General features: G+C 45.5%; 11 protein-coding genes. All 11 read left to right on the top strand.

Annotation, left to right across the window (positions count from 1 at the left end; translation table 11 throughout):
- Positions 1–8: 8 nt before the first annotated feature.
- Positions 9–920 (top strand): 16S rRNA (cytosine(1402)-N(4))-methyltransferase RsmH, encoded by a 912-nt coding sequence (rsmH, locus tag ABQ275_RS01500; RefSeq protein WP_349316494.1) that lies wholly within the window; start codon positions 9–11, stop codon positions 918–920.
- A gap of 103 nt (positions 921–1,023) precedes the next feature.
- Positions 1,024–1,401 (top strand): FtsL-like putative cell division protein, encoded by a 378-nt coding sequence (locus ABQ275_RS01495; protein ID WP_349316493.1) that lies wholly within the window; start codon positions 1,024–1,026, stop codon positions 1,399–1,401.
- Positions 1,402–1,591: 190 nt separating this feature from the next.
- The gene (locus ABQ275_RS01490) at positions 1,592–3,646 is read left to right on the top strand and encodes a penicillin-binding protein (protein ID WP_349316492.1); all 2,055 of its coding nucleotides are present in this window, start codon (positions 1,592–1,594) and stop codon (positions 3,644–3,646) included.
- Positions 3,647–5,113: a UDP-N-acetylmuramoyl-L-alanyl-D-glutamate--2,6-diaminopimelate ligase gene (locus ABQ275_RS01485; protein ID WP_349316491.1), complete on the top strand. Its 1,467-nt coding sequence runs from the start codon at positions 3,647–3,649 to the stop codon at positions 5,111–5,113.
- Positions 5,114–5,199: 86 nt separating this feature from the next.
- Positions 5,200–6,459 (top strand): phospho-N-acetylmuramoyl-pentapeptide-transferase, encoded by a 1,260-nt coding sequence (mraY, locus tag ABQ275_RS01480; protein WP_349316490.1) that lies wholly within the window; start codon positions 5,200–5,202, stop codon positions 6,457–6,459.
- A 28-nt stretch (positions 6,460–6,487) separates the two neighbouring features.
- Positions 6,488–7,828, top strand: coding sequence for a UDP-N-acetylmuramoyl-L-alanine--D-glutamate ligase (gene murD, locus ABQ275_RS01475; protein ID WP_349316489.1), 1,341 nt, complete (start codon positions 6,488–6,490; stop codon positions 7,826–7,828).
- Between the two features lie 78 nt (positions 7,829–7,906).
- Positions 7,907–9,103, top strand: coding sequence for an FtsW/RodA/SpoVE family cell cycle protein (locus ABQ275_RS01470; protein WP_349316488.1), 1,197 nt, complete (start codon positions 7,907–7,909; stop codon positions 9,101–9,103).
- A gap of 36 nt (positions 9,104–9,139) precedes the next feature.
- Positions 9,140–10,231, top strand: a complete 1,092-nt coding sequence (gene murG / locus ABQ275_RS01465) for an undecaprenyldiphospho-muramoylpentapeptide beta-N-acetylglucosaminyltransferase (RefSeq protein ID WP_349316487.1) — start codon at positions 9,140–9,142, stop codon at positions 10,229–10,231.
- A 38-nt stretch (positions 10,232–10,269) separates the two neighbouring features.
- Positions 10,270–11,619, top strand: coding sequence for a UDP-N-acetylmuramate--L-alanine ligase (murC, locus tag ABQ275_RS01460; RefSeq protein WP_349316486.1), 1,350 nt, complete (start codon positions 10,270–10,272; stop codon positions 11,617–11,619).
- Positions 11,620–11,666: 47 nt separating this feature from the next.
- Positions 11,667–12,749, top strand: coding sequence for a hypothetical protein (locus ABQ275_RS01455; RefSeq protein ID WP_349316485.1), 1,083 nt, complete (start codon positions 11,667–11,669; stop codon positions 12,747–12,749).
- Positions 12,746–14,149, top strand: coding sequence for a cell division protein FtsA (gene ftsA, locus ABQ275_RS01450; protein ID WP_349316484.1), 1,404 nt, complete (start codon positions 12,746–12,748; stop codon positions 14,147–14,149). Before ABQ275_RS01455 ends, ftsA begins: the two co-directional genes overlap by 4 nt.
- Positions 14,150–14,267 lie beyond the last annotated feature (118 nt).

Genomic DNA, 14,267 nt, shown 5'->3' with positions numbered 1-14,267 from the left:
TGGAGCACATGGGCGAACAACAATATCACCTACCCGTTCTGCTGCAGGAAACAATAACATTGCTAAACATCCACCCGGAAGGGATTTATGTAGATGCAACGTTTGGAGGCGGAGGTCATGCGAAAGCCATACTGGAGAAACTGGGCGAAAAAGGACGGCTGATCGTATTTGATCAGGATGAAGATGCATATCGTAACAGGATTATAGATGAACGCGTAACATTTGTGCAACAAAATTTCCGGCATCTGCAACGCTTTCTGAAATTTCATAAAGCAGAACAGGTTGACGGCATACTGGCAGACCTGGGCGTTTCATCGCACCAGTTTGATACAGCAGAAAGAGGTTTCAGTACCCGCTTCGAAGGCGATCTGGACATGCGGATGGATACGAGAACAACACTTACGGCTGCACAAATACTGGCAACCTGGGGTGAAGCAAGGTTACAACTGATTTTCCAGGAATACGGAGAAGTAACCAATGCCAAAACCCTGGCACAAACCATTGTAAAGCTGCGGAAAGCACACCCCATGCGCACCATCACAGATTTTAAAGCTGTGATCCAGCCCATCGTAAAAGGTAATCCGCAGAAATATCTTGCACAGGTTTTCCAGGCTTTACGTATAGCCGTTAACGATGAACTGGGCGCCTTAAAAGATTTACTGACCCAGTCTGCCAATGTATTAAAACCAGGAGGACGACTGGCCACGATCACCTTTCATTCGCTGGAAGACAGACTGGTAAAAGGTTTTATGAAGACAGGCAGTTTCGAGGAAGCACAGGAAGATCCGTTTGCAATGGAAACACCCCCTAAATTGTTCAGATTAATCACAAAAAAACCGGTTACCGCCAGTGATGCAGAATTAAAGATCAACAGCAGATCGAGAAGCGCAAAACTGCGGGTAGCCGAAAAAACATCGTGATACGGTATTACGCCGCCTCACAAGATCCTATCCTTATCCTATATACACATCTGTTGTGATTGGCTTCAATTTTATATTGTAAGATTTTTAAAAGGCATTGCGCGTGTTGAAGGAAGAAAATATAGAGACAATCCAGGAATCGCCGGCAGCAGAAACAACTGCTCCCCGGGAACCGAAAAGAGAATGGCGGTTACGCATCAACTACAGCGCGTTGGTACAAAACATGCCCTTCATCGGATTCCTGTCGGTACTGGCTTTGATTTATATCGCCAATAGTCACCTCGCTGAAAAGAAAATCCGCCGTATTAATAAGCTTGGCAAAGAAATAAAAGAGCTGAAATGGGAATACATCAACGTGAAAAGTGAGCTCATGTTTCAAAGTAAGATGAGTGAAGTCAGCAAGTCTGTAGAGCCGCTGGGCCTTAAACAACTCAGCTCCCCTCCACAAAAGATTGTGTTGAAAAAGGAAACTGACAAATGATTTTAACATTGATACCTGATGCTGCCCGCCTGCATATCATGGCAGGACGGGGATGCTGCTAAATTCAACATGGCAAGCATCTCATAAAAAACGCAGCCAGTATCAGGTATCTCTTTATAAAGCCTTTAGCTAAACATACGTGGATGTAAAAAAGGACATATTGTGGCGGGTTTATCTATGCGTAATTGGCATGGTACTGTTTGGCGTCGCCATCCTGGCAAAGGTATTTTATATACAGAACGTAAAAGGAAACTACTGGCGTAGTATGGCTGACAGTCTCCATACCGGCTACGTAGCCCTGGACGCTGAAAGAGGCACCATCTATTCGGAGGAAGGCAGAATGCTGTCTACCTCCATTCCGTATTTCGATATCCGGATAGATTTTGCCGCCGATGGCCTCCGTGATAAAGGTGGAAAAGCATTTAAAGAAAATGTCGACTCACTGGCGCTGAACCTTTCACAATTGTTTGGTGACCGCAGTAAAGCCGGCTATAAACAAATGTTGCAGGAAGGATACAAATCAAAGGACCGCTACTTCTTATTAAAAAGAGATGTACCCTTTAACCAGTATCAGCAACTACGCAACTTCCCGATGTTCAGACTGGGGAAAAATAAAGGCGGTATGATCGCGGAAACAAAAAGTAAGCGCATCAATCCCTTTAAACTGCTCGCCAACAGAACAATAGGACTGGCACGCGAGAACTCCCAGAGCGTTGGACTGGAAAGAACATACAACGAATACCTGAAAGGCGTTACCGGTAAAAGACTGATGCGCCGCATCGCCGGAGGTACCTACGTACCGGTGGAAGGATATGATATAGAACCGGAAAATGGCCGCGACGTGATCACCACCATCGATGTAAATATGCAGGACATCGTGGAAACCGCCCTCATGAACATGATGGTGCAAAACGAAGCAGACCATGGTACCTGTATCCTCATGGAAGTGAAAACAGGCAAAATAAAAGCAGTAGCCAACCTCGGACGACAATCCGATGGCGGATACTGGGAAGATATGAACTACGCATTGCAGGTAGGCGAGCCCGGATCAACATTCAAGCTCGCCACCGTTATTGCAGTACTGGAAGATAAATATGCTACCATGAATTCCATGGTGAACATGGATGGTGGCCGCTGGCAGGTAGGACGCAGAACGGTATTCGATTCCGAACCGCATCCGGGCCCGCAGAATGTAACGATCAAACATGCATTCGAACTCAGTTCAAATGTAGGCATGGCCAAACTGGCCGTGCAGTTTTATGGAAAACAACCCAACAAATTTGTATCCCATCTCAAAAGACTGAGACTGGATCAAAGTACGGGGATCGACCTGGTAGGCGAAGGACGCCCGGTGATTAAAACCACCAGCTCCAAAACCTGGAGCAATACTACGCTACCCTGGATGGCATTCGGGTACGAAGTGCTGATAAGCCCGCTGCAAACGTGCATGTTGTACAATGCAGTGGCTAACAACGGTAAAATGATGAAACCCTACCTCGTCAATTCTGTCATGGAATATGGCCAGGTAGTTAAACAGTTTGAGCCCACCGTATTGCTGGACAGCATTTGTTCAAACAATACACTCAAACAGGTACAGGCGATGCTGGAAGGTGTACCCATAGATGGTACTGCAAGAAAATTGCGTACCCCCTACTACAACTTCGCAGGTAAAACAGGTACCGCCCTGGTTGCAAACGGCAACCGCGGTTATGCAGACAAGATCTACCAGGCCTCATTTGCCGGTTATTTTCCGACAAATGATCCGCAGTATACCTGCGTGGTAGTGATTAAAAACAAACCCCACGCCTTGCGCTTTTATGGCGCAAACGTGGCCGGACCGGTGTTCCGCGAAGTAGCAGATAAACTGTTTGCCACTGCTGTGGAAAAACAACAACCCATGCAGGCAACCATGCAACTGGATACCATGCTGGCACTGAAAAACGGAAGAGGACAGGAATGGAAACAAATCCTCGGCACCTTACAACTGCCCTGGAATGGCACTGTTGCCAATAACAGCTGGGTAAGCGCCAAAGTAACCGACCGGAAAATTGATTTCCAACCGGTTGCCCAAACAAAAGGCGCCGTACCGGATGTAACAGGAATGGGATTGAAAGATGCGCTGTACCTGCTCGAAAATGCAGGACTGCGCGTAGTGGTAAAAGGAGCCGGCAAAGTGAAAGTACAATCACTTCCCGGCGGAACTAAAATAGGAAACGAACAAACGATAGTAATAGAACTGAGTTAGATGAAGACGCTGCGTGACATATTGTATAATGTAAGCATCATAGCTGTTCATGGTAATACAAGCATTACCGTAAACGCATTGAGCATTGATTCCAGGTCCGTAGGATCCGGAGATGCTTTCATTGCGGTGAAAGGCGTACATGTGGATGGCCACCTGTACATAGAAAAAGCGGTAGCACAAGGCGCTGCGGCGATCATATGCGAAACATTACCGGCACAGTTATCAGATGAGGTATGCTATATCCAGGTAGATAACAGCGCCAATGCCAGCGGTATTATGGCAGGTAACTATTATGATAACCCTTCGCATAAAATGCAACTGGTAGGGGTTACCGGCACCAATGGTAAAACCACCATTGCTACCCTGCTGTTCCGTTTATTTACCAGGCTCGGTTATCAATGTGGATTATTATCTACCGTACAAAACCAGATAGGCGACAACGTTATACCGGCCACGCATACAACACCGGACCCTATCAACCTGAATGCCCTGCTGGCAAAAATGGTAGACGAAGGTTGCCTCTATGCATTTATGGAGGTTAGCTCCCATGCTATCCACCAGCAACGTATTGCAGGTTTAAAATTCGCGGGAGGCATCTTCAGTAATATCACACACGATCACCTGGATTATCACAAAACATTTGATGAATATATCCGGGTGAAGAAATCATTTTTTGATAACCTGACAGCACCGGCATTTGCCCTCACCAACCTCGATGATAAACGTGGTAACGTGATGCTGCAAAATACCAAAGCGAAGAAAGCCACCTATAGCCTCCGCACCCTGGCCGATTTCAAGGGTAAGATCCTGGAAAATAATCTTACCGGTCTGGTAATGCAGATAGGCGATGTAGAAGTACACTTCCGCCTGATAGGTGAGTTTAATGCCTACAACCTGCTGGCTGTTTATGGCGCCGCCATATTGCTGGGCAAAGAAAAAGCGAAAGTATTGCAGGCGCTCAGTGACATACAAGGCGCTGAAGGCAGGTTTGATTACATCGTTTCAGACCAGGAGCAGATTATCGCTATCGTGGACTACGCACATACGCCGGATGCATTAAAAAATGTACTGGCTACGATTAAAAACCTGCGCAAAGGATACGAAAAGGTGATCACCGTAGTGGGCTGCGGTGGCGACAGAGATACAGCGAAACGCCCTGTAATGGCGGATGTAGCCGCAGAAAATAGTGACCGTGTAATCCTGACTTCCGATAATCCCCGCTCAGAAGACCCGGCGGCGATCATTCATGAAATGGAAGCAGGCGTTCCCGTTCACCTTAAAAAGAAAGTGATATCCATTACCGATAGGAAAGAAGCGATTAAAACCGCAGTCACCCTCGCCGGCAAAGAAGATATCATCCTCGTGGCAGGAAAAGGCCACGAAAAATACCAGGATATAAATGGGGTGAAACATCCCTTCGACGATAAACAGGTGCTGCTGGAGATGATGAAGATGATGGATAAATAATTTTTCGAAGAACTGATACTTAATAACTCAATGACTTAACAGCTACGATCCGCATATGGCGGGCCGGACAGCTTCGACTAAAACGTATGTTATATTATTTTTTAAATTACCTGAAAACAGAATTTAACTACAGCATCGTTGGTGGTGGAATGTTTCAGTTTATCACCTTCCGCGTAACGATGGCACTCCTGCTCTCGCTGGTTATCTCCTTGTTATTGGGTAAACGTATTATAAAACTCCTGCAACGCAAACAGATCGGTGAAACGATCCGTGAGCTGGGCCTTCAGGGTGAAAACACCAAGAAGGGCACACCTACTATGGGGGGGCTTATTATACTCGCTGCTATCATCATCCCTACTTTACTTTTTGCGCAGATCGCCAATGTATATATCTGGCTGGTTTTATTATGTACCGTTTGGCTGGGGCTGATCGGATTCCTGGACGATTATATCAAAGTATTTAAAAAGAATAAAGAAGGATTGGCCGGCAGGTTCAAAATACTGGGACAGGTTGGTCTTGGTTTGATCGTAGGATCTACCCTCTATTTCAATACCGATGTGGTAGTATCCCGCGAGGTAATTGGCGCCAAGAAACTGGCCCCCTACGAAAGACAGATGACCAATCATCCGGAACGCGTTACTAAAGACGGACACCGGTTTGTGGATGTGAAAACGCCCATCACCACTATTCCTTTTGTAAAAAATCATGAGTTCAATTATTCCAAACTGATCTCCTGGATACCCGGCGCAGAAAAATATACGTTCGTCATCTATATACTGATCGTCATCTTTATCATCACCGCCGTATCCAACGGCGCAAATATAACGGATGGATTGGATGGCCTGGCAACAGGAGTGTCGGGCATAATCGGAGTATGTCTCGGCATTTTTGCTTATGTATCGGGCAACATCCAGTTTGCAGAATACCTGAACATCATGTACATCCCTAACCTGGGAGAGCTGTCTATTTTCATTGCGGCTTTCGTAGGTGCCTGTGTAGGTTTCCTCTGGTACAATGCTTATCCGGCGCAGGTGTTCATGGGAGATACCGGCAGCCTGGCACTGGGAGGCATCATTGCTGCACTGGCCTTCATTGTGCGGAAGGAATTGCTGATCCCGATTTTCTGCGGCGTATTCCTGGTGGAACTGTTGTCTGTGATGTTGCAGGTGTCTTACTTTAAATACACAAAGAAGAAATATGGTGAAGGCAGACGTATACTGAAAATGTCGCCGCTGCATCACCACTATCAGAAGATTGGCTATCATGAAAGTAAAATATCCGTACGCTTCTGGATCGTGACCGTGATGTGCGTGGTATTTGCTATTGCAACATTTAAAATGAGATAATCACAAATATTCATAACGAAGAAAAAAAATGAAACACAAACTCATCATATTAGGAGCCGGTGAAAGTGGAATAGGCGCGGCCTTGCTGGGAAAACAGCAGGGGTATGATGTGTTCGTATCCGATGGCAGCATTATAAAAGATAACTATAAACAGGAACTGGCGGTAAACCACATCTCTTTTGAAGAAGGACATCATTCCTGGGATGTGATCCTGGGGGCAGACGAAATAGTAAAAAGCCCCGGCATCCCCGAAAAATCGGAACTGATGAAAAAGGTACGCGAAAAAGGTGTACCCGTGATTTCCGAGATAGAGTTGGCCTACCGTTTCTCGACAGGTAAAAAGATTATTGCCATCACCGGCAGCAACGGCAAAAGCACTACTACGGCCCTCACCTACCACATCTTTAAGTCTGCAGGACTCGATGTGGCCATGGTTGGCAATATTGGTGTAAGCTATGCCAGGCAGGTGGCGACCGCACCAGCGGAGTATTATGTGATTGAAATCAGCAGCTTCCAGCTGGATGACATAAAGGAGTTTAAACCCAATGTGGCCATCCTGCTGAACATTACGCCTGATCATCTGGACCGCTACGAGTACAAAATGGAAAACTATGCAGCGGCCAAATTCAGAATCGCCATGAACCAGACGAAGGAGGATTACTTCATCTATTGCATGGACGACCATGAGATCATGCAGCATTTAGCGCAGCAACCCATTTATTCAACATTAATACCTTTTACCATCATGAAACCACTGAAAGAAGGCGGCTTTATTGCCAACGACCAGGTGCACATCGAGGTCGATGGAGAACCGGTAATCATGTCCATGTATGATCTGTCATTAAAAGGCAAACACAATTTATATAATTCGATGGCAGCAGGAATTGCAGGCAGAACCATGGATATACGAAAAGAAAAGATCCGAGAGAGCCTTACGTCATTCAAAAGCCTCGAGCACCGGATGGAATATGTGGCTACCGTGAAAGGCGTTGATTTTATCAACGACAGCAAAGCCACCAATGTTAATTCCGTATGGTTCGCCCTCGAAAGTTTCGACAAGCCGATCGTACTGATCATGGGCGGTGTAGACAAAGGCAATGACTACAATGCTATCCGTGATCTGGTGAAGGAAAAAGTAAAAGCCATTATTTGCCTGGGCATAGATAACACACCGATAGCAGCAGCGTTATCGAAAGATACGCCTGTCATGATCAACACCAGTAGCATGGAAGAAGCCGTAAAGGCCGCTTTCGAACAGGCTACCAAAGGTGATATCGTGATGCTTTCACCGGCTTGTGCCAGCTTCGACCTGTTTAAAAATTATGAAGACAGGGGACGCAAGTTCAAAGAAGCAGTGATAGCATTGTAGTAAAAGGTAACAGGTTGAATAACGGGTAAGAATAAACGAAAAGTTGACAGCCATTAGCTGAAGACTAAAAACAAATAAATGAACTCATTGCTCTATAGGACAAAAGGCGATAAAGTTATCTGGACGATAGTATTTTTTCTATCGCTGGTTAGCTTGCTGGCTGTATATAGCGCCACCGGTTCACTGGCCTACCGCGAACGTGGTGGCCACACAGAATATTATCTGCTGAAACAGCTCACGGTACTGGTAATGGGTTTGCTGATCATCTACTTTGCACACCGCGTAAATTATACCATTTACGCCCGTGTGGCACAGATAGGCTTCCTGGTATCCATACCGCTGCTGATATATACACTGGCATTCGGTTCGAATATCAATGAAGCCAGCAGATGGATCAGGCTACCGATCATCAACCTTACCTTCCAAACATCGGATGTGGCCAAACTGGCCTTATTCATGTATGTAAGCAGGCAGTTGTCAAAAAAACAACACGTGATCAACGATTTTAGAAAAGGATTCCTACCGATCATTATTCCGGTAGGTATCATCTGTGTACTGATCATGCCCGCCAATATGAGTACCGCATTACTGCTGGGCGCCAGCTGTATGTTGCTGTGTTTCATCGGCAGGGTACCCGTAAGGTTCCTCGCTTCCATGGTTGCAGCAGGAATGGTACTGATAGTGCTCATGTTCTTTGTAGCAAAAATGACAGGCATGGAGATGCGTACCAAAACATGGGAAAAACGTATCGACAACTTTGTAAATAATGAACACAGTGAGATGCCCTACCAGGTACAACAGGCCAACATCGCGATTGCCGGTGGTGGTGTGCTGGGTAAAGGCCCCGGTAACAGTACGCAACGCAACTTTTTGCCACACGCCTACTCTGATTATATCTACGCAACAATCATTGAAGAGTATGGCATGTTTGGCGCATTCCTGATCCTGGCCGCCTATATGCTGTTGCTGCTGCGGAGTATCAGGATCTATAGAAAATGTCCTTATGCTTTTGGTGCATTCCTGGCAGTAGGATTAAGTGTAACACTGGTGATACAGGCGTTAACCAATATGGCGGTAAACGTACAACTGTTCCCGGTTACAGGAGTTACCCTTCCACTGGTAAGTATGGGTGGCTCTTCTGTATTATTTACCAGTATGGCCATCGGTATCATCCTCAGTGTAGCACGTAATGTGGAAGAGATGGAAGGTAAACAGGCAGAAAAAGAACGTTTGGAAAAAGTAATTGCGCAGACAGAAAACGCTGCAGTCGCTTAATACGTATTTATAATAATCAATAACAACAGGTACAACATGCAACGCAAAGTGATAATAGCAGGTGGCGGCACAGGAGGACATATCTTCCCTGCGATAGCTATTGCTAATGCGTTGAAAAAAATTGAACCGGATATAGAAATTCTCTTTGTAGGTGCCCTCGGTAAAATGGAAATGGAGAAAGTGCCACAAGCGGGTTATCCTATCAAAGGACTGGAAATAGCCGGCTTCAATCGCAGTAATATCTTCAAAAATATACTGCTGCCTTTCAAAATCTGGAAAAGCCTGAGACAGGCAAAAGCAATACTGGAAAGCTTCCGGCCGGATGCTGTAGTAGGTGTAGGTGGCTACGCCAGCTTTCCTATGTTGAGAAAAGCACAACGGAATGGTATCCCGACATTGATACAGGAACAGAACTCTTTTGCCGGTAAAACCAATAAGATACTGGGTAAGAAAGCAAAAAAGATCTGCGTGGCATATGATGGTATGGATAAGTTTTTTCCTGCCGGCAAACTGGTGTTCACCGGCAACCCGGTGAGGAACAACATCACACAGTCTGCCGTGAGCCGGGAAGATGCCCTGCAACATTTTGGACTAAGCCATACAAAGAAAACAATATTCGCCGTAGGCGGAAGCCTCGGTGCGAAATCGATCAACGAAGCATTACAACCTTTGCTGGAAACAATTGTGCAGAAAGATCTGCAACTGATCTGGCAAACAGGCAAACCATATTACGAAACGGCAAAAGCAGCAGCAGCGCCTTTTGCGGCAAATATAAAGGTGCATGAATTTATTAATGTCATGGACTTTGCCTACAAAGCTGCTGATGTAGTGCTGTCGCGCGCAGGCGCGCTGGCCATCGCAGAATTATGCGTAGTGAAAAAGCCGGTGATCTTTGTGCCCTACCCTTTTGCGGCAGAAGATCATCAAACTTCCAACGCGATGAACCTGGTAAATAAAAAAGCAGGACTCATCATTAAGGATGAAGAAGTAAGGACGCAACTGGGCAACGTATTATTTAACCTGTTACAAAACAGGGCGCTGATGGAACAATTGGAGCAACATATCGGCAGTTTGGGGAATCCAAACGCAGACATGATGATCGCGAAAGAAGTGATCAGCATTTTTTGAAACAGGCATATTGAGAAGAAGTTATTGTAGATAGATATATGGATTTGAACAACATACAACGGGTTTATTTCATCGGCATCGGTGGTATTGGCATGAGCGCCATTGCACGCTTTTTCAACGAAAAGGGCGTGCAGGTAAGCGGTTATGACCGTACTTCCACCCCACTCACCAGGCAACTGGAAGCGGAAGGTATGCAGATCCATTATACAGACGACATCAATATATTAGATCAGGCAACTAACCTGGTCGTATATACGCCGGCTATCCCGACCACACATACAGAACTGCAATGGTACCGTGGTCATAACTTTGAAGTGGTAAAACGCAGCGACGTATTGCAGGAAATTACCCGGTCCATGTTTGCCATTACGGTAGCAGGCACCCACGGTAAAACAACCGTTTCCACCATGATAGCACACCTGCTCACCGACAGTGGATATGGCTGTAATGCTTTCCTGGGCGGGATCAGCGTGAACTACAACAAGAATTTCTGGAGTAGTGAAAAAGCGGTAGCAGTGATTGAAGCAGATGAATACGACCGTTCTTTTCTGAAATTAAGTCCGGATATAGCGGTGTTGACTGCCATGGATGCAGACCACCTGGATATTTATGGTACAGCAACGGCTATGGAAGATGCTTTTATTGAATATACACACAATATCAAACCTAATGGCACGCTGATTGCCAGGTTCGGCCTACATCGCAATAATGAGCTGAATGCAACAAATAAATTGTTGTATAGTATACAGAACGATGTTGCCAATGCATATGCAGCCAACATACGCATGATAAACGGTGGATATGAGTTTGATGTGATGCAGCAGGATTGGATGATCGATAACATTCAAATGCACCTCGGCGGCATGCACAATGTGGAGAATGCAGTAGCTGCCATCACGGTAGCACACCTGCTGGGAATAGGCGCAGATAAGATAAAAGCGGCCATGGCCAGCTTTAAAGGTATCAAACGGAGGTTTGAATACGTCATCAAAAATGAGCAACAGGTATATATAGACGACTACGCGCATCATCCGGAAGAACTGCGTGCACTGATCACCAGCGCAAAAGCATTATTCCCCGGTAAAAAATGTACGGTAATATTTCAACCGCATTTATTTACCCGCACCCGTGATCTGGCAGATGGTTTTGCAGAAAGTCTTTCCCTGGCCGATGAAGTGATCTTACTCCCGATCTACCCGGCACGTGAACTGCCTATTGAAGGAGTAACCAGCGAAATACTCGCTGCAAAGATTACAGTGCCGGTACAGATCTTACAAAAAGAGGAAGTGCTGGAATGGATAAAGAAAAATGATGTGTCATTACTTATCACCGCCGGCGCCGGAGATATTGATCAGTTAAAAGAACCGATCAGTCATCTACTTAAATAAAACAAACAACAAAACACAATAAAATAAAAAAATAACTAAATAAAAGAATGTCTAAAACCAGCACCATATTAAAAAAGCTTGCTACCGTCCTGTTGTGGGGATTGGTTATGACAGGCTTTGTGGTATTGCTGGCAGCGGCTATCCAGGATAAAGATGCAGGCAAATGCAAAAGTATCCAGGTAAAATTTGATGGAAAGGATGATAATTTTTTTATTGAAGCGAATGATATTAAATCACTGATTACGAAAGATAAAAAACTGAATCCCGTTGGCAAACCTGTTGGTGAGATCAACATCGGTGCGCTGGAAAATATTGTAGACCAGGACCCATGGGTAAAGAATGCAGAGATCTATTTTGACAATCAGCAAAACCTGCATGTCAAAGTGACGCAACGGGAACCTGTTGCGCGTGTGTTTACTTTTTCAGGTAATAGTTTTTACCTGGACGAAACAGCAGACCGCATTCCGGTGTCGTCCCGCTATGCAGCCAGGGTGCCTGTTTTCACCAGCTTCCCCACTGATGCGGAAAAGCTGCAACAAACAGACAGCCTGTTAACTGCACAGATAGTGGATATGGGAACTTTCATCGGCAAGAACCCTTTCTGGATGGCACAGGTAGAACAGCTGATGATTACCGGTGATCGCAGGTTTGAATTTATTCCTAAAATGGGTGACCAGGTGATCGCATTCGGAGAAGGAACTGATATTGAAAAAAAATTTACAAAACTGTTGGCTTTTTATAAAGAAGGATTGAATAGAGTAGGCTGGAACAATTACACGCGCATCAACATCGCATTTGAAAACGAAGTAGTGTGCACGCGTAAAGATGGCGTAACTCCTTTGCAACCAGAGATCCGGCGCGACAGCCTGAAACTGGCCATTGCAGATGAGCCACCCATTGCAGACAGCGAGGACCCCCCGGAAAAACCGCCCGAAACGAAAGCGGAGCAACCGGTAGCTGTGAAACCGGTAGCAAAACCGGTGGCTACAGTAAAAGCAAAGGCTAAAACGCAAAAAGAAAAACACGTGACGAAAGAAAAAGCAGCAGCGCCGCCTAAGCAACAACCTAAAGCAGTATATAAGCCAGGGAATAAATCTGTTAACACATCAAAAAAACAAAAAACGCCATGAATCAGGAAGCTCCCATCATTGTAGGCCTCGACATAGGAACTACGAAGATTGCTGCGATTGCAGGACGGAAGAATGAATACGGGAAACTGGAAATCCTGGGATTCGGTAAAGCTACATCGTTTGGTGTGCAGCACGGTATGGTGCTGAACATTGATCAAACGATCAAGGCTATCAGGCAAGCCCTGGAAAATTGTTATGCATCCAACCCCAACCTGGAGATTAACGAAGTATACGTAGGCATAGCCGGTCACCATATCAAAAGTTTGCAAACCCGCGGAGATATTGTACGCAACGACACCGATGCGGAAATATCCCAGAAAGATATTGATCAGTTAATCAACGATCAGTACAAGACCGTTATCCCTGCCAGTGATCAAATCATTGATGTCATCCCGCAGCAATACATTGTGGACAGTTTGCAGAATATCACCTACCCCATTGGTATGTCGGGGGTGAAGGTGGGTGCAAATTTCCACATCATTACCGGCGATAAAAATGCCATCCGCAACATTAACCGCAGCGTAGAAAAATCAGGTCTCAAGATCCGCGACCTGGTGCTTCAACCCCTGGCATCTGCCGCCGCTGTTATGTGCGACATGGACTTTGAAGCAGGTGTAGCCATTGTAGATATAGGTGGTGGTACCACTGATCTGGCAGTGTTTTACGAAGGTATCCTCAAGCATACTGCGGTGATCCCCTACGGAGGCGAAAATATCACCAACGATATCAAGAACGGCCTGGGTGTATTGAAAACACAGGCGGAACAGATGAAGGTACAATTCGGTTACGCACTGGCAGATGAAGCCAAAAGCAACGCTTATATTACCATCCCCGGTTTACGCGGTCAAAGTCCCAAGGAAATCTCTGTGAAAAACCTGGCCCATATCATCCAGGCGCGCATGAGCGAAATCCTCGATTTTGTTGTGTATCATCTCAAACAGATCGGCATGGATAATAAAATGCTGAATGGTGGTATTATCCTTACCGGTGGCGGTTCCCAGCTGAAACACCTCATTCAGCTGACAGAATATACTACCGGCGCCAGCGCACGTATCGGTTTCCCGAATGAACACCTCGCAAGTGGTCACATAGATGAATTAACCAAACCTATGTATGCTACCTGTGTCGGCCTGATCCTGAAAGGCTACAACGATTTCGAAAATGATCGTACAGCACTGGAAGAAAATTATGTAAAAATTAATACAAGCTACCTGGCTAAAGAACAGGCCTCCCAAACGTTTTCCCAACAGGAAGGCTGGTCAGATGAAGACATCCCCTCAAGCCAGGAAATTCAGGACAGGAAAGCAAAAGAAAGGAATGCATCGCTCAAGAATTTCCTTGACAAAATGAAAACAAAGATCATCGACATGTTTACAGAAGAAGAAGATGCAAAACTGTAAATACGAAGTGGCGCAATTGTTGCAAAAAACAAACGTTTATTAAACAAGTAAGAATTAAGACGATAATTAATAATGACAGGACAAATGAACCATAATAACAGTAAAGCATACACGCACT

The sequence above is a fragment of the Chitinophaga sp. MM2321 genome, from assembly GCF_964033635.1.
Classification (GTDB): domain Bacteria; phylum Bacteroidota; class Bacteroidia; order Chitinophagales; family Chitinophagaceae; genus Chitinophaga.
The sequence above is the reverse complement of the archived record's forward strand: the minus strand, read 5'-3'. Positions and strand labels throughout refer to the sequence as shown.

Coding starts and splice junctions, on each gene's coding strand:
- murC (WP_349316486.1), top strand. CDS start 10,270: ATGGATTTGAACAACATACAACGGGTTTATTTCATCGGCATCGGTGGT.
- ftsA (WP_349316484.1), top strand. CDS start 12,746: ATGAATCAGGAAGCTCCCATCATTGTAGGCCTCGACATAGGAACTACG.
- ABQ275_RS01485 (WP_349316491.1), top strand. CDS start 3,647: ATGAAGACGCTGCGTGACATATTGTATAATGTAAGCATCATAGCTGTT.
- rsmH (WP_349316494.1), top strand. CDS start 9: ATGGGCGAACAACAATATCACCTACCCGTTCTGCTGCAGGAAACAATA.
- ABQ275_RS01470 (WP_349316488.1), top strand. CDS start 7,907: ATGAACTCATTGCTCTATAGGACAAAAGGCGATAAAGTTATCTGGACG.
- murG (WP_349316487.1), top strand. CDS start 9,140: ATGCAACGCAAAGTGATAATAGCAGGTGGCGGCACAGGAGGACATATC.
- murD (WP_349316489.1), top strand. CDS start 6,488: ATGAAACACAAACTCATCATATTAGGAGCCGGTGAAAGTGGAATAGGC.
- mraY (WP_349316490.1), top strand. CDS start 5,200: ATGTTATATTATTTTTTAAATTACCTGAAAACAGAATTTAACTACAGC.
- ABQ275_RS01455 (WP_349316485.1), top strand. CDS start 11,667: ATGTCTAAAACCAGCACCATATTAAAAAAGCTTGCTACCGTCCTGTTG.
- ABQ275_RS01490 (WP_349316492.1), top strand. CDS start 1,592: ATGGTACTGTTTGGCGTCGCCATCCTGGCAAAGGTATTTTATATACAG.